Annotated in this window: 17 protein-coding genes; 1 reads left to right on the top strand and 16 read right to left on the bottom strand. The window is 72.6% G+C overall.

What is annotated here, in order from left to right; genetic code table 11:
* Nucleotides 1-136: 136 nt before the first annotated feature.
* From pyrF to ASD16_RS06640, 9 genes are all read right to left on the bottom strand, one after another.
* Nucleotides 137-982 carry an orotidine-5'-phosphate decarboxylase gene (gene pyrF, locus ASD16_RS06680; RefSeq protein WP_055914458.1) on the bottom strand — a complete coding sequence of 282 codons (846 nt, stop codon included), beginning with the start codon at nt 980-982 and terminating at the stop codon, nt 137-139.
* The gene (gene carB, locus ASD16_RS06675) at nt 979-4,317 is read right to left on the bottom strand and encodes a carbamoyl-phosphate synthase large subunit (protein WP_055914455.1); all 3,339 of its coding nucleotides are present in this window, start codon (nt 4,315-4,317) and stop codon (nt 979-981) included. Before carB ends, pyrF begins: the two co-directional genes overlap by 4 nt.
* The gene (gene carA / locus ASD16_RS06670) at nt 4,317-5,486 is read right to left on the bottom strand and encodes a glutamine-hydrolyzing carbamoyl-phosphate synthase small subunit (protein ID WP_055914452.1); all 1,170 of its coding nucleotides are present in this window, start codon (nt 5,484-5,486) and stop codon (nt 4,317-4,319) included. Before carA ends, carB begins: the two co-directional genes overlap by 1 nt.
* On the bottom strand, nt 5,483-6,016 hold the full coding sequence (locus tag ASD16_RS06665) for a hypothetical protein (protein WP_055914449.1): 534 nt from the start codon (nt 6,014-6,016) through the stop codon (nt 5,483-5,485). Before ASD16_RS06665 ends, carA begins: the two co-directional genes overlap by 4 nt.
* The gene (locus ASD16_RS06660; RefSeq protein ID WP_055914446.1) at nt 6,013-7,335 is read right to left on the bottom strand and encodes a dihydroorotase; all 1,323 of its coding nucleotides are present in this window, start codon (nt 7,333-7,335) and stop codon (nt 6,013-6,015) included. Before ASD16_RS06660 ends, ASD16_RS06665 begins: the two co-directional genes overlap by 4 nt.
* Nucleotides 7,332-8,342 carry an aspartate carbamoyltransferase catalytic subunit gene (locus ASD16_RS06655; protein ID WP_055914443.1) on the bottom strand — a complete coding sequence of 337 codons (1,011 nt, stop codon included), beginning with the start codon at nt 8,340-8,342 and terminating at the stop codon, nt 7,332-7,334. Before ASD16_RS06655 ends, ASD16_RS06660 begins: the two co-directional genes overlap by 4 nt.
* The gene (pyrR, locus tag ASD16_RS06650; protein ID WP_055914440.1) at nt 8,339-8,929 is read right to left on the bottom strand and encodes a bifunctional pyr operon transcriptional regulator/uracil phosphoribosyltransferase PyrR; all 591 of its coding nucleotides are present in this window, start codon (nt 8,927-8,929) and stop codon (nt 8,339-8,341) included. Before pyrR ends, ASD16_RS06655 begins: the two co-directional genes overlap by 4 nt.
* A 94-nt stretch (nt 8,930-9,023) precedes the next feature.
* Nucleotides 9,024-10,433 carry an aminotransferase class V-fold PLP-dependent enzyme gene (locus tag ASD16_RS06645; protein WP_055914436.1) on the bottom strand — a complete coding sequence of 470 codons (1,410 nt, stop codon included), beginning with the start codon at nt 10,431-10,433 and terminating at the stop codon, nt 9,024-9,026.
* On the bottom strand, nt 10,430-11,827 hold the full coding sequence (locus ASD16_RS06640) for an MFS transporter (protein WP_082570625.1): 1,398 nt from the start codon (nt 11,825-11,827) through the stop codon (nt 10,430-10,432). Before ASD16_RS06640 ends, ASD16_RS06645 begins: the two co-directional genes overlap by 4 nt.
* An 81-nt stretch (nt 11,828-11,908) precedes the next feature.
* On the opposite strand from ASD16_RS06640, the gene ASD16_RS06635 reads away from it, so the two are divergent.
* The gene (locus ASD16_RS06635; protein WP_055914430.1) at nt 11,909-14,206 is read left to right on the top strand and encodes a bifunctional diguanylate cyclase/phosphodiesterase; all 2,298 of its coding nucleotides are present in this window, start codon (nt 11,909-11,911) and stop codon (nt 14,204-14,206) included.
* Nucleotides 14,207-14,485: 279 nt separating this feature from the next.
* Here ASD16_RS06635 and ASD16_RS06630 read toward each other — a convergent pair whose 3' ends face one another.
* From ASD16_RS06630 to aroC, 7 genes are all read right to left on the bottom strand, one after another.
* Nucleotides 14,486-15,721 carry a maltose ABC transporter substrate-binding protein gene (locus ASD16_RS06630; protein ID WP_055914427.1) on the bottom strand — a complete coding sequence of 412 codons (1,236 nt, stop codon included), beginning with the start codon at nt 15,719-15,721 and terminating at the stop codon, nt 14,486-14,488.
* A 268-nt stretch (nt 15,722-15,989) separates the two neighbouring features.
* Nucleotides 15,990-16,406, bottom strand: coding sequence for a transcription antitermination factor NusB (nusB, locus tag ASD16_RS06625; protein WP_055914424.1), 417 nt, complete (start codon nt 16,404-16,406; stop codon nt 15,990-15,992).
* A 1-nt stretch (nt 16,407) separates the two neighbouring features.
* Nucleotides 16,408-16,971 carry an elongation factor P gene (efp, locus tag ASD16_RS06620; protein WP_055914422.1) on the bottom strand — a complete coding sequence of 188 codons (564 nt, stop codon included), beginning with the start codon at nt 16,969-16,971 and terminating at the stop codon, nt 16,408-16,410.
* A 123-nt stretch (nt 16,972-17,094) separates the two neighbouring features.
* Nucleotides 17,095-17,535, bottom strand: coding sequence for a type II 3-dehydroquinate dehydratase (locus ASD16_RS06615; RefSeq protein WP_055914419.1), 441 nt, complete (start codon nt 17,533-17,535; stop codon nt 17,095-17,097).
* A 30-nt stretch (nt 17,536-17,565) separates the two neighbouring features.
* Nucleotides 17,566-18,690, bottom strand: coding sequence for a 3-dehydroquinate synthase (aroB, locus tag ASD16_RS06610; protein ID WP_055914416.1), 1,125 nt, complete (start codon nt 18,688-18,690; stop codon nt 17,566-17,568).
* The gene (locus tag ASD16_RS06605) at nt 18,687-19,244 is read right to left on the bottom strand and encodes a shikimate kinase (RefSeq protein ID WP_055914414.1); all 558 of its coding nucleotides are present in this window, start codon (nt 19,242-19,244) and stop codon (nt 18,687-18,689) included. Before ASD16_RS06605 ends, aroB begins: the two co-directional genes overlap by 4 nt.
* Nucleotides 19,241-20,431: a chorismate synthase gene (aroC, locus tag ASD16_RS06600; protein WP_055914411.1), complete on the bottom strand. Its 1,191-nt coding sequence runs from the start codon at nt 20,429-20,431 to the stop codon at nt 19,241-19,243. The genes ASD16_RS06605 and aroC overlap by 4 nt, the downstream gene beginning before the upstream one ends.
* Nucleotides 20,432-20,442: the final 11 nt, after the last annotated feature.

Raw genomic sequence — 20,442 nt, 5'->3', positions numbered from 1 at the left:
CTTCTCGTCAGTGGGCCGGCGACCCACGTGGAAGTGCGCGGGATCGTGAGAACGAAACTAGCGAGCACCACCCTGATCGGCAATGCGGACGCGCGTCCAGTGCGCCCGGACCTGCGGCGACACCGCCCCCGTGAGCTCAGGAGAGGGCTGCGGCCGCCTCGTCGGAGGCGCGTCGTGCTGCGTCTCGCAGGGTCGCGACGTCGGGCCCGGCGGCGAGCACGCCGCGCGACGAGGACGCCAGGACCTGCCGGCGTGCCGCGCCGAACACCCGCGCCAGCTCGCGGGGACCAGCGCCCTGGGCGCCCACCCCGGGCGCGAGCAGGGGGCCGTTCACGGCTGCCAGGTCCACGCCCGTGCGTTCGGCCGCGTCGCCGACGGTAGCGCCCACGACCAGACCGATCGACCCGAGCGGGTCGACGCCGGCGTTGAGGGCCGCGGCCCGTGCGGCCACGAGCGCGGCGACCGTGACGCCGTCGCCGGTGCGGGCGTGCTGCACCTCGTGGCCCTCCGGGTTGGAGGTGAGGCAGAGCACGAACAGACCTCGACCTGACGAGAGCGCCAGCTCGACCGCCGGGACCAGCGACCCGAAGCCCAGGTACGGGGACACGGTCAGGCCGTCCGCGGCGAGCGGCGAGCCGTCGCGCAGGAACGCGTCGGCGTAGGCGCCCATCGTCGAGCCGATGTCGCCGCGCTTGGCGTCGACGATCACGAGCGTCCCGGTGTCCCGGCCCGCCGCGATCACCTCCTCCAGCACGGCGACCCCCGCGGAGCCGTGGCGCTCGAAGAAGGCCGCCTGCGGCTTGACCGCGGCCACCCGCCCGCCGACGGCCTCCAGGACCGTCAGGGCGAACGAGCGGAGCCCGGACGCGTCGTCCGGGAGCCCCCACGCCTCGAGCAGGCTCGGGTGCGGGTCGATCCCCACACACAGTGGCCCGTACGCGTCCATGGCGGCCGCCAGGCGGGCCCCGAACGGCGCGGTCATGCGCGGGCCGCCGCGCGCGCCTCACGACGCACCAGGGCGGCAGCATCGTGCTCCTGGAGGCTGGTCACGCGGAACGGTCCGGCCTGCCGCGCCTCGATGGCCTGCACCGCTGCGCCGAGCTGCTGGACGGTGGTGACCATGGCCTTGTCGGCCGCGGTGGTCGCCGCGCGGATCTCGTACCCGTCGGCGCGCGCACCCTGGCCGGACGGGGTGTTCACCACGATGTCCACCTCGCCCGCGGTGATGAGGTCGACGATCGTCGGCTCCCCCGCGTCGCCCCGGCCCGCCGAGTACTTGCGGACCACGCTGGAGGCGATGCCGCTGCGGTGCAGGACCGCCGCGGTGCCCTCGGTCGCGAGGATCTCGAAGCCCAGCTCGGCCAGGCGCTTGACCGGGAACACGATCGAGCGCTTGTCGCGGTCGGCCACCGAGATGAACGCGCGGCCGCCCGTGGGCAGACCACCGAACGCGGCGTCCTGCGACTTCGCGAACGCGGTCGGGAAGTCGACGTCGAAGCCCATGACCTCGCCGGTCGAGCGCATCTCCGGGCCGAGCACGGTGTCGACGACGACGCCCTCCTTGGTGCGGAACCGCTTGAACGGCAGGACCGCCTCCTTGACGGCGATGGGCGAGTCGAGGTCGAGCACGCTCGCGTCGTCGACGGGGAGGATGCCCATGGCGCGCAGGTCCGCGATGGAGCGGCCGGCCATGACGAGCGCCGCGGCCTTGGCCAGGGAGACGCCCGTGGCCTTGGAGACGAACGGCACCGTGCGCGACGCCCGGGGGTTGGCCTCCAGGACGTAGAGGACGTCCGACACCAGGGCGAACTGGATGTTCAGCAGACCGTGCACGCCGACCCCGCGTGCGATGGCCTCGGTGGACAGCCGGATCCGCTCGAGCTCGGACGTGGACAGCGTCACCGGCGGCAGGGTGCACGCCGAGTCCCCGGAGTGGATGCCGGCCTCCTCGATGTGCTCCATGACCCCGCCGAGGAACAGCTCGGTGCCGTCGAACAGGGCGTCGACGTCGATCTCGATGGCGTCGTCGAGGAAGCGGTCGATGAGCAACGGCGGCAACGTGCCCGCGCGTCCCCCGTCGGCGGCGTTGTCGAGCGCTCGCTTGACGTACTCGTCCAGCTGCGGCTCGCTGTAGACGATCTCCATGCCCCGGCCGCCGAGCACGTAGCTCGGGCGGACCAGGACCGGGAAGCCGATCCGGCGTGCCGTGTCGCGAGCACCCGCCTGCGTCGTGGCGGTGCCGAACGCGGGTGCCGGCAGCCCGGCGGCCTCGAGCACCTTGCCGAACTCGCCGCGGTCCTCGGCGGCGTCGATCGCGGCCGGAGAGGTCCCGAGGATGGGCAGACCGGCGTCGTACAGGCGCTGCGCGAGCGAGAGCGGCGTCTGGCCACCGAGGGTCACGATGAGACCCTCGACCGGCCCCGCCGCGAGCTCCGCGTGGTACACCTCGAGCACGTCCTCGAACGTCAGCGGCTCGAAGTAGAGGCGGTCGGACGTGTCGTAGTCGGTCGAGACCGTCTCCGGGTTGCAGTTGATCATCACGGTCTCGTACTCGCCCTTGAGCGCCAGGGCGGCGTGCACGCACGAGTAGTCGAACTCGATGCCCTGGCCGATCCGGTTGGGGCCGGAGCCGAGGATGAGGATCGCGGGCCGCGTGCGCGGGGCGACCTCCGTCTCCTCGTCGTAGGACGAGTAGTGGTACGGCGTGCTGGCGGCGAACTCGGCCGCGCAGGTGTCGACGGTCTTGAACACCGGCCGCAGCCCGACGGCGTGCCGGCCGCGGCGGACCGCGTCTTCCGACGTGCGGCGCAGCGTCGCGATCTGCGCGTCCGACAGACCGTGCCGCTTCGCGTGCAGCAGCACCTCGCGGGTCAGCGCGCCCGCGGTGCGGGTCTCCTCCGCCACCTCGTTGATGAGCTGGATCTGGTCCAGGAACCAGGGGTCGATGCCCGTGAGCTCGTAGACCTTCTCCAGCGACACCCCGGCCCGCAGCACCTGCTGCACGTCGACCAGGCGGTGCTCGGTCGGCCGCGAGATCGTCGCGACGAGCGCGTCGAGCGCTTCGCCCGCCAGGGCGTCGCCGGCCCAGTGGAAGACCGAGTCCTTCTTGTCGATCGAGCGCATGGCCTTGCCGAGCGCCTCGGTGAAGTTACGGCCCAGGGCCATCGCCTCACCGACCGACTTCATCGTGGTCGTCAGCGTGTCGTCGGCCGCCGGGAACTTCTCGAACGCGAACCGCGGGACCTTCACGACGACGTAGTCGAGCGTCGGCTCGAACGACGCGGGCGTCGAGCCGCCGGTGATGTCGTTCGGGATCTCGTCGAGCGTGTAGCCGACCGCGAGCTTGGCGGCGATCTTGGCGATCGGGAAGCCGGTCGCCTTGGATGCCAGGGCCGACGAGCGGGAGACCCGGGGGTTCATCTCGATGACGACGATGCGGCCCGTGGACGGCTCGATCGCGAACTGGATGTTGCAGCCGCCCGTGTCGACGCCGACCTCGCGGATGACCGCGATGCCGATGTCGCGCAGCCGCTGGTACTCGCGGTCGGTCAGGGTCAGCGCCGGGGCGACCGTCACCGAGTCGCCCGTGTGCACACCGACCGGGTCGACGTTCTCGATCGAGCAGACGACCACGACGTTGTCGTGCTTGTCGCGCATGAGCTCGAGCTCGTACTCCTTCCAGCCGAGGATCGACTCCTCCAGGAGCACCTCGGTGGTCGGCGAGTAGTGCAGGCCCTGGCCGGCGATGCGGCGCAGGTCCTGCTCGTCGTAGGCGATGCCCGACCCGAGACCGCCCATGGTGAACGACGGCCGCACGACCATCGGGTAGCCCAGCTCGTCGACCGCCGCGAGGGCGTCCTCGATGCTGTGCACGATGACCGAGCGAGCACTCTCGGCGCCGCAGACCTCCACGACCTCCTTGAACTGCTCGCGGTCCTCGCCCTTCTGGATGGACGCGATGTTGGCGCCGATGAGCTCGACGTCGTACTTCTCCAGGACCCCGGCCTCGTCGAGGGCGATCGCCGCGTTCAGCGCCGTCTGCCCGCCCAGCGTCGGCAGGATCGCGTCCGGGCGCTCCTTGGCGATGATCGTCGTGAGGATCTCGGTGGTGATCGGCTCGACGTACGTGGCGTCGGCGAACTCCGGGTCCGTCATGATCGTGGCCGGGTTCGAGTTGACCAGGATGACCCGCAGGCCCTCCTCCTTGAGCACGCGGCAGGCCTGCGTCCCCGAGTAGTCGAACTCGCAGGCCTGGCCGATGACGATCGGGCCTGACCCGATGACCAGGACGCTCTTGATGTCTGTGCGCCGGGGCATCAGGCGTCACCCTTCTGGTTGTTCGCGGGAGAGGCCATGAGATCGACGAAGCGGTCGAACAAGTACGCGGCATCGTGCGGGCCGGCTGCCGCCTCGGGGTGGTACTGCACCGAGAACGCCGGCAGGTCGAGCGCCCGCAGACCCTCCACGACGTCGTCGTTGAGGTCGACGTGGCTGACCACGACCCGGCCGTAGCGTCCACCGTCGTGCGGGGCGACGGACTCGCCCTCGAGGGGTGCGTCCACCGCGAAGCCGTGGTTGTGCGCGGTGATCTCGACCTTGCCCGTGGCGCGGTCCATCACCGGCTGGTTCACCCCGCGGTGGCCGTAGCCCAGCTTGTAGGTGCCGTAACCCAGCGCGCGGCCGAGCAGCTGGTTGCCGTAGCAGATGCCGAAGAACGGGATCTTGCGGTCCAGCACCTCGCGCAGCAGGTCGATCTCGTGCGTCGCCGCCGACGGGTCGCCCGGACCGTTGGAGAAGAAGACGCCGTCCGGCGCGGTGGCCAGCACGTCGTCGATGGTCGCGTGCGACGGCAGGACGTGGACCCGGACCCCGCGCTCGGCGAGGCGCTGCGGTGTCATGGCCTTGATGCCGAGGTCGACGGCCGCGACGGTCGCGACGTGCTCGCCGACGGGCTCGACGACGTAGGCGGTGTCCGTGGACACCTCGCCGGCCAGGTCGGCGCCGATCATCGCGGGCGCCGCCAGGACCACCTCGACGAGCTCGTCGTCGGGGCGGCGCTCGCCGTTCTCGTCCAGGAGGCCGGCGCCCGAGAAGATGCCGGCGCGCATCACGCCGCGCTCGCGCAGGTGACGGGTCAGCGCCCGGGTGTCGATCTCGCTGATCCCGACGATGTCCTGGGCCACCAGGTCGTCGTCGAGGGTGCGCACCGAGCGCCAGTTCGACGCCCGCCGCGCGGGGTCGCGGACCACGTAGCCCGCCACCCAGATCTGCGACGACTCGTCGTCCTCGTCGTTCACGCCCGTGTTGCCGATGTGCGGGGCGGTCATCACGACGATCTGCCGGTGGTACGACGGGTCCGTGAGCGTCTCCTGGTAGCCGGTCATCCCGGTGTTGAAGACGATCTCGCCCAGCGTGGAGCCTTCTGCCCCGTAGGCACGGCCGCGGAACGTCCGACCGTCCTCCAGGATCAGGATTGCGTCGGTCATGAGTTCTCCTCCTGCGCGGGCGCGTGGCCCGGGGTCAAGGTCTCGAGCGCGGCGATGAGCCGCTCGCGGTCGGCGGAATGCTTCGGTCGCAGCCCGGTGTCGAGGCCGCGCGGGTCGGCAGGGTCGGCCTGCCAGGTGAGGACGACGAGGCCCTCTCCCCCGACGACCTTGCCGGCCATGCCGGGTGCTCCGGACGCACCTCGCAGCGCCGTCGCGGGCACGAAGAGGTCCGTGGCGCCCTGGCGGGTGATCTGCACCCCGGCGTCGAACACGGCGACCTGCGCGGGGCTGCGGACCCCGAGTCCCTGGGCGGTGACGCGGTCGAGCCAGTCCCCGGCCCGGGTGGTCGACACGTAGGTGGCGTCGACGGGTGCGAGGCGCGGGGCGCCGAGCTCGTCCGGTGCGGCCGGCAGGGAGGTCACCAGCGCGGAGGACCGGCGCGTCCGTGCCCGCCAGCCGGCACGCATGCCCCAGAACGCGACGAGCACCACGAGGACCAGGACGAGGATGGAGACCGCCTGGCGGGTCACGAGCTGACCACCACGCTCTCGTCGCACGCCGACCCGTCCATGACGGTCGCGCGGCCGCGCAGCCAGGTGGCGATGACGCAGCCCGACAGCTCACGGCCGCGGAAGGGTGAGTTCACGCTGTGCGTGGCCTGCTCCTCGGGCACGACCACCCGGCGGATGCCCGGGTCCACCAGCGTGAGGTTGGCGGGCTCGCCGACGGCGATCGGGCGGCCGTGGTCGGCGACGCGACCGATCCGGGCAGGCGTGGTCGAGAGCACCCGCGCGACGTCCGCCCAGGTCATCCGGCCGGTGTCGACCATCGTCTCCTGCACCACCGAGAGCGCGGTCTCGAGCCCGGTCATGCCGAAGGCCGCGGCGCCCCACTCGCAGTCCTTGTCCTCGCGCGTGTGCGGCGCGTGATCGGTGGCGACGACGTCGATCGTGCCGTCGGCCAGACCTTCGCGGACCGCCTCGACGTCGCGCTGGGTGCGCAGCGGCGGGTTGACCTTGAACACCGGGTCGTAGCCGCGGGCGAGCTCGTCGGTGAGGATCAGGTGGTGCGGGGTGACCTCGGCGGTGACGTCGATGCCCCGGGACTTCGCCCAGCGGATGATCTCGACCGAGCCCGCCGTGGACAGGTGGCAGACGTGCAGGCGCGAACCGACGTGCTCGGCGAGCAGCACGTCGCGGGCGATGATCGCCTCCTCCGCGACAGCGGGCCAGCCGGCCAGCCCGAGCTCGGCGGAGACGACGCCCTCGTGCATCTGGGCGCCCTCGGTGAGCCGCGGCTCCTGGGCGTGCTGCGCGATGACGCCGTCGAACGCCTTGACGTACTCCAGCGCGCGGCGCATGACCACCGGGTCGTGGACGCACTTGCCGTCGTCGGAGAACACCCGCACCTGCGCGGCGGACTCGGCCATCGCGCCGAGCTCCGCCAGCCGCTCGCCCTCGAGGCCGACCGTGACCGCGCCGACGGGCCGGACGTCGACCCAGCCCGCGTCGCGACCGAGCCGCCAGACCTGCTCGACGACGCCCGCGGTGTCCTGGGTGGGCGTCGTGTTGGCCATCGCGTGCACCGCGGTGAAGCCGCCCATCGCCGCGGCGCGCGTGCCGGAGCGGACCGTCTCGGCGTCCTCCCGACCCGGCTCGCGCAGGTGCGTGTGCAGGTCGACGAGCCCCGGCAGCAGGATCAGGCCGCTCCCGTTGATGATCACCGGGTCGGGACCGGCCTGCGGCTCCGCGTCGGCTCCGATCGCTGCGATCACGCCGCCGGCCAGGAGCACGTCGGTCGTGCCCTCGCCGAGCGGGCTGACGTCCCGCAGGAGGTAGTTCCTGGTCACGCGTCCACCTTCGTCTCGTCCGTCATGCTGGGTGCGGCCGCTCGAGCAGGCGCGTCGCCGCCCGCGAGCAGCAGGTACAGGACGGCCATGCGGACCGCCACGCCGTTGGCCACCTGCTCGACGATGACCGCGCGGGCGGAGTCCGCGGCGTCCGCCGAGATCTCCAGGCCGCGGTTCATCGGCCCGGGGTGCAGCACGATCGCGTGCTCGGGCAGCAGCGCCAGCCGCCGGGCGTCCAGCCCGTACCTCCGGGTGTACTCCAGCGGGCTGGGGAAGAACCCGCCACCGGCGCTCGACATCCGCTCGCGCTGGACCCGCAGCATCATGATGGCGTCCGGCTTCTCGTCGGCCAGGACCTCGTCCAGGTGGTACGAGACCCGTGCGGGCCATGCCCCGACCCCGACGGGCAGCAGCGTGGGCGGGGCGACCAGCACGACCTCGGCACCGAGCGTGTGGAGCAGGTGCACGTTGGACCGCGCCACCCGGCTGTGCAGGACGTCCCCCACGATCGCGATCCGCAGCCCGGCCAGGTCACGTCCGGTGACGTCCCCCGGACCGGCCAGGTGCCGCCGCAGCGTGTACGCGTCGAGCAGCGCCTGCGTCGGGTGCTGGTGCATCCCGTCGCCGGCGTTGATGACCGCACCGTGCGTCCAGCCCGACGTCGCGAGCGTGTGCGGCGCCCCCGACGCGTGGTGCCGGATGACGACGGCGTCCGCGCCCATCGCCTGGAGGGTCAGCGCGGTGTCCTTGAGCGACTCGCCCTTGGACACGCTGGAGCCCTTGGCGGAGAAGTTGATGACGTCCGCGGACAGGCGCTTGGCGGCCGTCTCGAACGAGATGCGTGTGCGCGTGGAGTCCTCGAAGAAGAGGTTGACCACCGTGCGGCCGCGCAGCGTGGGCAGCTTCTTGATCTCGCGGGCCTGCGTGGCGGCCATCGAGCCCGCGGTGTCGAGGATGCGGACGGCGTCGGCGACGTCGAGGTCGGCGGTGGACAGGAGGTGCTTCATCGGGTGCCCCCTTCGATGAGGACCGCGTCCCGCCCGTCGCTCTCCTCGAGCAGCACGCGGACCCGCTCGCTCGTCGAGGTCGGCAGGTTCTTGCCGACGTAGTCGGCGCGGATCGGGAGCTCGCGGTGGCCGCGGTCGACGAGCGCCGCCAGCTGCACCGCGCGCGGGCGGCCGAGGTCGCTGATCGCGTCGAGGGCGGCGCGGATGGTGCGGCCGGAGTAGAGGACGTCGTCGACGAGCACCACGACCTTGCCGTCCAGACCGCCACCGGGGATGTCGGTTGCCCCGATCGTCCGGGTGGGGTGGTGCGCGAGGTCGTCGCGGTACATCGTCACGTCCAGGCTGCCCACCAGCAGGGCCGGGTCGAGCCCGGGCTCGACCGCGATCAGGCGCTCCGCCAGCCGGCGGGCGAGTGGCAGGCCGCGGGTGGGGATGCCGAGCAGGACGACGTCGGAGCCGCCCTTGTTGCGTTCGAGGATCTCGTGCGCGATGCGCGTGAGGGCCCGGTGGATCTCCGGGGCGCCGAGGACCACGTTGGCGTCGTCGTCGACGCTGTCGGGTGCGGGCGCGGGCGTGCCAGTGCTCATGAAGCAAGCTCCTTCCCCGCCTCACGGGACGGGTCTTAAAGGAATGTCTCGCCTGGCACTCTAGCGTGCTCGCGGGGGTGCCTCCCGCGCCGTCTCACGTCTCCTGCGCCGGGTCGATCGCCGCCGCGAGCACCGCGATCAGCAGCGGGTGCACGACCTCCCCCGGCAGTGCCTCGAGCGTGGCCATGACCCCGGCGAGCTCGTCGGGCAGCCCCTCGGTGAGCACCCGTCCGGCGAGCGACGGGTCCGGGACCGCAGCGGGCAGACCACGCACGGCGTCGGCCGCGGCGACCAGCGACTCGACCAGCTGCTCGACGATCCGATGCGTCACCGCCGTGACGGTGAGGTGCGCGGTGCGCGACAGGACCGAGCCGTCCGGCTGGACCATCGCGGGCTGCGCCTGGAGCAGCCAGCCACGACGCCGGACCTCGTCGATGAGCAGGAACGGGTCGACCTGGTCGGCGACGGGCAGGGAGTCGTCCGCCGCGAGCGCGACCAGCGGGCCGGTGGGCGCCCCGACGACCCGTAGCCCCCGGACCGCACCGGCCGCCTCGACGAGACGATCGGTCGCCCGGCGCGTGGCCCCGACGAGCTCGGCGAGCCCGTCCGTCCCGAGCACCTGCAGGACCGCCCATGCGGCGGCCATCGAGCCGGCGCCGCGCGAGCCGAGCATGGTCGGGTTGACGACGGGATACCCGGGCCAGGCGGTCGTGGCGAAGTACTGGGCGTGGTGCCGCTCGCGCGCCCGGTAGAGCACCACCGAGGCGCCCTTGGGTGCGTAGCCGAACTTGTGCAGGTCCGCAGAGATCGACGTCACCCCGGGGACGGCCAGGTCCCACGGCTGGTCGACGTCGCCCCACCACGGCAGCACCCAGCCGCCGACGCACGCGTCCACGTGGCAGGCGACACCGCGCGCCGCCGCACCGGCGGCCACCTCGGCGACCGGGTCGATCGCGCCGAACGGGTAGCTCGGAGCACTGACGACGACGAGGGCCGTCCGCTCGTCGACCACGGCCAGCATGTCGGCGGCCGACGGTGTGCCCGTCGCCGGGTCGACGGGAACCGGGACGACGTCGAGGTCGAGGTAGTGCGCCGCCTTGTGGAACGCCGGGTGCGCGGTGGTGGGCAGGACGAGGGTCGGCCGGGCGTGCACGCGCCCCGGGTCCGCCGCACGCCACAGGTCTCGCGCGGACTTGACCGCGAGCATGCACGACTCGGTGCCGCCGGACGTGACGGACCCGACGGTGCCCGCGTCGCCGTGCAGGACGTCGCGGGCGAACGCGACGAGCCGTCGCTCGAGCGCGGCGACCGACGTGAAGGTCGTCGGGTCGAGTCCGTTGACGGGCAGGAACAGCCGGACGGCCTCCGCGGCGACCTCGTCCAGGTCCGGGCGACCCGGGTCGTACACGTAGGACAGCACCCGCCCGCCGTGGGTCGGCGGGTCCGCGGCGCGCAGCGTCGCGAGGTCGGCCAGGACGTCGTCGGTCGAGCGTCCGGTGCTCATGGGCGGGTCTCCTTCGAGGGGACGACGGGCGCGTCGACGACGGCCTCCGACAGCGGGTAGCGCGCCAGCGGCAGCAGGCTCAGGAACGCGAGCGCCGCGGGCAGCACGGAGAAGGCGACCACGATGCCGGTCAGCGCCGACGCCGGCTGGGTGACCACGGTGTCGGCGGTGCGGGACACGAACCCGGTGACGGCGAGCATGCCGAGCACGAGCGTGGGACCGAGCGCGAGGCCCGCGGTCTCCCCCGCCGTCCACACGCCGCCGAGGACCCCGGCACGGTCGACCCCGTGGTCCCGTGCGTCGACCGCGGCCACGTCGGGCAGCATCGCCAACGGGTACAGCTGCATCCCCGCGTACGCGGTGCCCGCCAGGGCCACCGACACGTACACCCACTCGCCAGGCACCCACCGCATGGGCAGCAGCGAGAGCGCGGCGAGCGCGAAGAGCGTCGTGGCACCGGTGAGGGCGGCGCGCTTGCCGATCCGGCGGCTGAGCCGGGTCGCCAGCGGCATCACCAGCAGCGCCGGAGCGACGAGCGCTGCGAAGAGGAACGTCACCGCCCCCTCGGAGCCGAGCGAGTACGTGGCGACGTACTGGGCGCCGGCCAGCATCGCTCCCGTGGCCAGCGCCTGGAGCACGAAGGTCGACAGCAGGCGGCGGAACGCGGGGAGCTCGCGCAGGGTCGCGAGGCCGAGCCGCAGGGCGTCACCACGCCGCTCGGGGCGAGGTGCGACCGGCGTCGCGGCCGGGACCGCGATGCCCGCGCGGCGCGGCGCCCCCCACCAGGCGGCGAGCATGCCGAGCCCGATCACGACGCCACCGACGAGCCCCATCACGGCGTACCCCGTGCGGCCCCCGCCGGCCGCGTCACGGATGAGCGGACCACCCGCGCCGAACGCGAGGATCGCGACCGCGAGCACCGCGATCCTGGGGGCGAGCAGCCGGGTCCGGGAGTCGTAGTCCGGGGCGATCTCGGCCGGCAACGCGATGTACGGCACCTGGAAGACGCTGAACGCCGTGGCTGCGGCGACGAAGGCGACGACCACCCAGGCGGCCGCGGCCGAGCCGGTCAGCGCGGTCGGCGTGGCGAAGAGTGCGGCGAACAGGAGCGGGATCGAGACGGCGCCCGCGAGCAGGAACCGGCGCCTGCTGCCGTGCCGGGCCGCGGAGACGTCCGACCGCGCACCGATCAGCGGGTCGATCACCACGTCCCAGAGCTTCGGGACCGTGACGACCAGGCTCGCGAGCCCGGCGGCCACGCCGAGCGTGTCCGTCAGGTAGTAGGCCAGGACGAGCCCGGGGAGCGTCCCGAACCCGCCCGTCCCGACGGATCCGAGCGCGTAGCCGGCGACGGTGCGCCGCGGCAGCACCGCAGGGGCGGAGGTCGAGGTCACGGCGCCATGATGTCAGGCCGGTTGTCCCAGTCACCCGGATGCCACGTCATCCCTGGGCAGGCACATGACGATTCACCTCTCGTGCTCGGAACCGTTCCCGCGTGGGTCACCGTGCTGCAGCTTCTCGCTGCAGGGTTGGTCGCCGGATTCTGCGCGCTCCAGTGGGTGTGGTGGCGCGGCGAGGTCCGACCCGCCAGCGCCGCGTGGTCGCTCGCGTGGTCCCTCGTCATGTCGCTCATCCTGCTGGCAGGCGGCCTGTTCGCCCTGACCACGCCGGGCTCCGTGCGCGACGTGCTCGTCTTCGTCCACGCCCAGCTCGTCGCGGCGTTCCTCGTCATGGCGATCCCCACCACGCGGGCGATCGCGGGCGGACCGAAGATCCGGTACTGGCTCTGGGCGTCGATCGCCCTCTTCCTCGTGCGCGCCGGCCTGTGGTGGGTCCCGCTCGACGACTACCTCGCCGACGCCGACGTCCTCGCCGCCGCCCTCCTGCTCATCCCGACCGCGGTGGTCGTGTCGTACGTCGTCGTGGCCGTCGGGCGGACCCAGCTGACCGGGTTCGGCTCGCTCCTGGTCGTCGCCGGCGGCGAGTCGCTCGCGATCTTCACCGCGAGCGTCGTCGTCCAGGACCACACCCTGGGCCCCATGCTCGGGGCGCTGTGGGCCATCCCGCTGGCCGTGGGCATCGAGGTGCTCGCGCTGTACCGGCTCCGGGACGCGCAGGACGCCGCCGCCCGGCAGAACCGGATGCGCGACGCCCTGGCCCGCCTGGCCAACGCGGCCTGGTTCGTCAAGGACGCGGACGGGCTCCTGCTCACGGCCCGCGACGAGGCACGCACCATCCTGGGAGACCCGAGCATCGAGGGGTCGCTGCGTCCGATCGCCCGCGACCGCTTCGTCACCGAGCTCTTCTCCTCCGACAAGGTCGAGCACCCCGCGCAGGCCCGGACGTTCCTGATCGACCTGGCGCAGATCGTGTCCGCGGCGGCCGAGCGCTACCAGCTCAGCGAGCGGCTCCACGTCACCGCCTTCGCCGACCCCCTGACCCGCCTGCCCAACCGGCGTGCGGTCGAGGAGCACCTCCTGGCGATGCTCGAGCGGGCGAACGTCGAGCGCACCCGCGTCTCGCTCATCTACTGCGACCTCGACGGCTTCAAGCGGGTCAACGACTCGTTCGGGCACGCCCACGGCGACGCGCTCCTCGTCCGGGTCTCCGACTACCTGCGCAACGCGCTCCCCGAGCACGACTCCTACGTGGGACGCGTCGGTGGCGACGAGTTCGTCATCGTGCTCGCCCGGGCACCTCAGGACGTCGACCTCGTCGTCATCGCCCGGTCCATCCGGGAGGGGTTCACCGACCGCAACGGCGGCAGCCGACCCGCACGCCTCACGGTCGGCGTCGCCACCTGGCTGCCCGGCGACGTCGTCGACGCCGACGCGCTGGTGCGGCACGCCGACACCGCGATGCTCGAGGCCAAGCGCTCCCGGTCCGGGTTCCGCGTCTTCGACCGTGCGCTGCGGCGGCGGGTCGAGGCCGAGCGGCACCAGCGTGCCGCGCTCGAGGCCGCCGTCGCCGACGGGCACTTCACGGCGTACTTCCAACCGATCGTCGACGCGGAGACCCTGGAGATCGTCCAGGTGGAGGCCCTCGCACGGTGGGACCACCACGGGCAACTCATCCTGCCGGCCGACTGGCTCGAGCTGGCCGAGGAGTCCGGGCTCATCGTGCCCATCGGGCTCGAGGTCCTCCGGCAGGCCCGTCGTGCCCTCGAGCGCTTCCAGATGCCCGTCTCGGTGAACATCGCCGCCCGGCAGCTGGCCGAGCCGGACGCGCTCGAGCAGATCGAGACCGCCTGGGGCGACGCCTTCTGGGAGCACCTCACGCTGGAGATCACCGAGAGCGCTCTGGTCCAGACGTCGTCGGCGGTCCCCGTGCTCTCCGAGCTGCGGGCCCGTGGTGCCCGGATCGCCGTCGACGACTTCGGGACCGGCTACAGCTCGCTGGCCCGCATCGCCCGTCTCCCCGTCGACGAGCTCAAGATCGACCGGTCGTTCGTGCGGGACATGGGCACGGAGCGCGGTCGAGGCGTCGTGCGGGCGATCGTCGCGCTGGCGAGCACCCACGGTCTGGCGGTCGTCGCCGAGGGCGTCGAGACGCCCCACCAGCTGACCGCGCTCGCCGAGATGGGGGTGACCCGGGTGCAGGGCAACTTCCTCGGCCGGGCCGCTCCGAACCTCCCCGTCCGCGGCCCCCGGCCGGCGACCGGCGCGACTGCGATCGTGGCGGAGCGGAACCGGACCCTGCGGGCGATCGGCGTACCGACGCCGAACGCCAGCCGCGACGGATCGCGGCTGGCGACGGTCCGGCGACGCGGCTGACGGTCGGCCCGCCGCTCGCAGCTCCAGGCGTCGGCGGCCCCGTGGGCCCCAGGCGGCCGGTGGCCGCGTCGAGGTCCTGTGGTGGACGGCCAGTCGCGCCCGGTCATCGCTCGGCTGCTCGTCGGCGAGTGCATGACCGACCGGTTCCGTGGAGGCCTTGGGGTCGACCGCGCTGACACCCGGAGCGAGCGTGATCGTGCCTGGCCCCATCGAGGTGCAGACGCCGAAACGCCAGCGGCGACGGATCGCGGCTGGCGTTCGGAGAGGCGAGTCTGCGGGCTACTGCTCGAGAGCCTCCGGGGTGATGGCCGTCGAGATGGTCGACACCATGTCATCCCAGAGCTGGTGCGGTTCGCCGGCGCGGGAGATGACGAGGTGTTCCGAGCCGCCCCAGAACGTCCAGACGACGGACATCTCCGGCAGGGACGGCATCGGCGCGCCGTCCGCCCCGGCGGCCGAGAAGCCCCGGACGACGGCGTCGTCGGTGATCTGCTCGACGGCCGCTCGCAGCGCCGGTGCGCGACCGCTCTCCTGGTAGAGGGTGACCTGCGCCTCGGCGGTCGTGAGGAACCGGGTCACGAAGTCGGTGGCGTCGACCGCGTGCAGGCTCCCACTGTTGACGAAGGCCCCCTGGACTCCCACGAACGGCTGCGACGGCAGCGGGCCGGCGGGTGGCACCGGGAGCACGCTGATCTGCAGACCCGCGTCCACGAACTCCCCCGTGTTCCACGGGCCGGTGACGATGTACGGCGACTGACCCGCCAGGAACGCCGCCTTGGCGACGTCTGCGGTGACCGCCGGGCTGAGCACGCCCTTGTCCCCCAACGCCGCGAGATAGTCCGCGTACGCGTGCCCGGCGTCGCCCCCGAGGGCCAGCTGGTCCGAGTAGGAGCCGTCCTCGTTGGTCGCGAACACCGGCGCACCGAACGAGGTCTGCAGCGGGTACAGGTGGTACGGGTCGCTCGACGCCTCGGTCTGCTGCAGCAGGACGGGGTACTGGGCGACGCCACGGCGGACCAGGTCCTCGCCCTGGGCGATCAGGCCGTCGAAGTCGGGCGGCGTGCTGGAGGCGAGGGCGTCGTTGCGCACGAGGGCCACGTTCTCGGTCGACAGCGGGACGCCGTACGTGACGTGGTCGTACGCCATGGCCTCGACCGCCACCGGCACGAACGCCGCCGGATCCGGGAGGTCGACCGCCAGGACCGTGCCCGCGGCGACGAGCTGCCCCAGCCAGTCGTGGGCACCGATGAGGACGTCCGGTCCCGTACGGCGGTCGACGGCCTGGGTGTACTCGTCCCGGATCGTCTCGTTGTCCCGGCCGACGACGTGGACCGCGACCCCGGTCTCGGCCGTGTACTGCTCTCCCAGCAGCTCCAGTGCCGCGGTCCGTGACTCATCCGCCCAGACGGTGATCTCCGGGGTCGGCTCGAGGGCGGCCTCCGGCGCGGCCGCGGTGCAGGCGGCGAGGGGCAGGAGCAGGGCGACGAGGGCGAGGGGACGGATGCGACGGTGCATCGGGCGCTCCGGGAGGTCGGCGGGCGACGACCCGTCCTCGGACCGTCGCGGCTGACGCTAGGGGTGCGCCAGACCTGAACGCAACGTCTTGCAGCAACTTGCAACCGGCGTTTCATCCGCACCGCGTCGCCGACCTGCATCTTCGCTCCTGCCCTTGCACGGACCATCACCCGGACGGCCGCTGGAGGCGCGAAAAGGACCATCCGCCCGTGCCCGGACGCAACGACACCCGCGCACCGGATGGCAGTGCGCGGGCGTCGTCGGGACGTCAGGCGAGCAGGGTCGGCTTCAGGTCGACGATGCGTCCGAGCAGCCCGTTGACGAACTGCGGGGACTCGTCCGTGGACAACGACCGCGCGAGCTCGACGGCCTCGTCCACCGCGACGGCGTCGGGCACGTCGTCGTTGAAGAGGATCTCCCACGTACCGAGGCGCAGCAGGGCGCGGTCGACGGCGGGCATGCGGTCGATGGTCCAGCCGTGGGCGTGCGTCGCGAGCAGCTCGTCGATGCGGTCCTGCTCGGCGATCACCCCTTCGACCAGGTCGACGGAGTACTGCGGCAACGACGCCTCGGTGCCCGGCTCCGCGATCCGGTCCGCGAGCAGACCCACCGGGTCGATCCCCCGCTGGTCCGCCTCGAAGAGGACGTCGAGGGCCCGCTTGCGGGCCTTGGAACGAGCGCCCACCTCAGTCGTTCACACGGCCGAGGTAGCTCCCGTCCCGGGTGTCCACCTTGACCTTCGTGTTGGACTCGAGGAACAGCGGGACCTGGATCTCGTAGCCGGTCTCCAGCGTCGCGGGCTTGGTGCCGGCGGACGAGCGGTCGCCCTGCAGGCCCGGCTCGGTGTAGGTGACCTCGAGGATCACCGACGGCGGCAGCTCGACGTAGAGCGGCACGCCCTCGTTCGTCGCGACCATCGCGCTCTGGTTCTCCAGGAGGAAGTTGGCGACGTCGCCGACCGTGACCTCCGAGATGTGGATCTGGTCGTAGTTGTCCGTGTCCATGAACACGAAGTCCGTGCCGTCCTTGTACAGGTACTGCATGTCGCGCTTGTCGACGTTCGCCGTCTCGACCTTCAGGCCGGCGTTGAACGTCCGGTCGACGACCTTGCCGGACAGGACGTTCTTCAGCTTGGTGCGGACGAACGCGCCACCCTTGCCGGGCTTGACGTGCTGGAACTCGATGACGGTCCACAGCTGGCCGTCGATCTTCAGCACGGTGCCGTTCTTGAGGTCGTTGGTGGTCGCCACGATCGTCGCTTCCTGTCGAGTGAGTTCTTGTGCGGTCCGCTGGAGTCGCGCCCTCGGGGGGCGTCCGCAGTCTCCACGGCCGCAGACCGCCGACCATCGTACCGTGCGACGAGATCGCCGCCGTCATGCGCGAGCGGCGACCGCCTCCAGCGCGAGTCGGTATCCGTGGACACCGAAACCGGCGATCGTGCCGGTGGCGATCGGCCCGATGACCGACACGTGCCGGAACGACTCCCGCGCGTACGGGTTGGACAGGTGCACCTCGACCAGGACGAGCCCTGCGTGCGTCACCTGTGCCGCGGCGTCGCGCAGCGCGTAGGAGTAGTGCGTGAACGCGGCCGGGTTCAGGGCGACGTGGGCGCGGGAGTCCACCGCCTCGTGCAGCCACCCGACCAGGACGGACTCGTCGTCCGTCTGGCGGACCTCGACGTCGAGACCCAGCTCGGCCGCCCAGCCGTCGACCGCGGCGACCAGGTCGGCGTGCGTGGCCGAGCCGTACACCTCGGGCTCGCGCACCCCCAGCCGACCCAGGTTGGGACCGTTGAGCACCAGCACGCGCGTCATGTCGGGAAGCCTAGGTGACGGCTGTGCTGGTCAGAGGGAGATCGCACGCGACGGGGCCGGAGCTCCCTCGGCGAGCTCCGCGTAGGCCGCGGCGAGCAGCGTCGGGTCGGGACCTTCGAGCCGGACGGGCTTGCCGATGTCCTCCAGCACGACGAAGCGCAGGAGGTCACCGCGCGTCTTCTTGTCCCGGCGCATGGCCGCCAGGAGGCGGTCCCAGCGGTCGCCGCGGTACGTGACCGGAAGGCCCAACGACGTGAGGATCGAGCGGTGGCGGTCGACGACCTCGTCGGACAGCCGCCCGGCCAGGCGCGCGAGCTCCGCGACGTAGACCATGCCGACGGACACGGCTGCACCGTGCCGCCACTGGAACCGTTCGACGTGCTCGATCGCGTGGGCGAACGTGTGCCCGTAGTTGAGGATCTCGCGCAGCCCGCCCTCGCGCAGGTCCTCCCCCACGACCCGTGCCTTCACGGCGACCGCCCGCTCGACGAGCTCCAGCAGCACGGGCGACGACGCCGCCGCGACGGGGTCGGTCAGCACCGCGGTGTTCGCCTCGACCAGCTCGAGGATCCGCGGGTCGGCGATGAACCCGCACTTGACCACCTCGGCGAGACCCGCGACGAAGTCGTGCTTCGACATCGACTCCAGCGCCGCGAGGTCGCAGAGCACCCCCGCCGGAGGGTGGAAGGCGCCGACCAGGTTCTTGCCCTCGGCCGTGTTGATCCCGGTCTTGCCGCCGACGGCCGCGTCGACCATCGCCAGCAGCGTCGTCGGCACCTGCACCACGCGGATCCCGCGGAGCCAGGTCGCGGCGACGAACCCGCCGAGGTCGGTCGTCGCACCACCGCCGACGGCGACGACGGCGTCGGTGCGTGTGAAGTCCGCCTGGCCGAGGACCTGCCACAGGAACGCGGCGACCTGGGCGGTCTTGGCCTCCTCCGCGTCCGGGACCTCGGCGATGAACGCCTCGTACCCGTGCGCACGCAGGTCCTCGCGGACGGCGTCGGCTGTCGTCGCCAGTGCGGAGGGGTGCACGACGAGCACGCGCCGCACGTCGGGACCGAGCAGGTCGGGCAGAGCGGCGAGCAGGTTCCTGCCGATGACGACGTCGTACGGCTGGTCCCCGTGGACGCGGACGGTGCGGGTGTCGGTCATGACGGGTTCCCTTCGCCGCGGCGCAGGACCGCGAGCTCCTGCTCGATCAGCTCGGCCACGTCGGCCGGCCGGTGTCCGTCGGTGAGCACCCGCACGGTGGCCAGGCGCTCGTACACGGGCCGACGGGCCTCCATCAGCGCCTGCCACTGCGCGCGCGGGTTGCCGAGCAGCAGCGGCCGCGCCTGGTTGAACCCGACGCGCGGGGCGGCGTGCGCGAGGGACACGTCGAGGAACACGATCGTGCCGCCGTCCGAGGTGTAGGCCGCGAGAAGCTCCTGCGTGGACTCGTCGAGGACCGCTCCCCCACCCAGCGCGAGCACGCCGTCGTGCTCCTCCAGGGCGACCCGGACCGCGTCGCGCTCCAGCGCCCGGAACACGGGCTCACCGTCCTCGACGAAGATCTCGGTGATCGCCTTGCCGGCGGTGGCCTCGATGTCGGCGTCGGTGTCCCGCACCGCCAGCTGCCAGCGCTCCCCCAGCGCGAGCGCCACGGTCGACTTGCCGGAGCCGGGAGGGCCGACCAGGACGATGTTCGGGCCGGGCGTCGCGCTCACGCGAGCAGGTCCGGGATCGACGCGACGTACGCCTGCAGGTTGCGACGGACCTCGCCCACCGAGTCCCCGCCGGTCTTGGCGAGCAGCGCGTCGGCCAGCACCAGCGCGACCATCGCCTCCGCCACGACCGCGGCGGGGGGCACGGCGCAGACGTCCGACCGCTGGTGCTGCGCCTTGGTGGCCTCGCCGGTCGCGGTGTCGACGGTGTCGAGCGCCCGGGGCACGGTGGAGATCGGCTTCATCGCCGCGCGCACGCGCAGGATCTCGCCGTTGGTCATCCCGCCCTCGAGCCCGCCCGCGCGGTTGGTCCGTCGCACGATCCGGCCGGAGCCGTCCCGCTCGATCTCGTCGTGCGCCTGCGACCCGCGCCGGGCGGCGGTCCGGAAGCCGTCGCCCACCTCGACACCCTTGATGGCCTGGATGCCCATGAGGGCGGCCGCGAGCAGCCCGTCCAGCCGACGGTCCGAGTGGACGTACGACCCGAGCCCGGAGGGCAGCCCGTACGCGAGCACCTCGACGACGCCGCCGAGCGTGTCGCCGTCCTTGTGGCACTGGTCGATCTCCGCGACCATCGCAGCCGACGTGGCCGCGTCGAAGCAGCGCACCGGGTCGGCGTCGAGCGCCGCGGTGTCGTCGGGCGTCGGGATCCCGGCGTCCTCGGGGCTCGCGACGGGACCGATGCTCACCACGTGCGAGACGAGCCGGACCCCGGCCGCCTGCTCCAGGAACCGAGCCGCGACCGTCCCGAGCGCCACCCGGGTGGCCGTCTCGCGGGCGCTCGCGCGCTCCAGCACGGGCCGGGCGTCGTCGAAGGCGTACTTGCGCATGCCCACGAGGTCGGCGTGCCCGGGACGGGGACGCGTGAGGGGGGCGTTGCGCGCCCGCAGCAGCACGTCGGGGTCCTGGACGGGGTCCGACGACATCACGTCGACCCACTTGGGCCACTCCGTGTTGCCGATCTCGATCGCGACCGGGCCACCCTGGGTGCGCCCGTGCCGCACGCCGCCCAGGAGACGGACCTCGTCCTGCTCGAACTTCATGCGCGCACCCCGGCCGTAGCCGAGGCGCCGACGGGCCAGCGCCTCCTGGATGTCCGAGGTCTGCACCTCGACGTCGGCCGGCAGGCCCTCGAGGATGCCGACGAGCGCCGGACCATGGGACTCACCGGACGTCAACCAACGCAGCATGGACGGATCCT

This window comes from Cellulomonas sp. Root485 (assembly GCF_001426705.1).
In the GTDB taxonomy this organism is placed as follows: domain Bacteria; phylum Actinomycetota; class Actinomycetes; order Actinomycetales; family Cellulomonadaceae; genus Cellulomonas.
The sequence above is the reverse complement of the archived record's forward strand: the minus strand, read 5'-3'. Positions and strand labels throughout refer to the sequence as shown.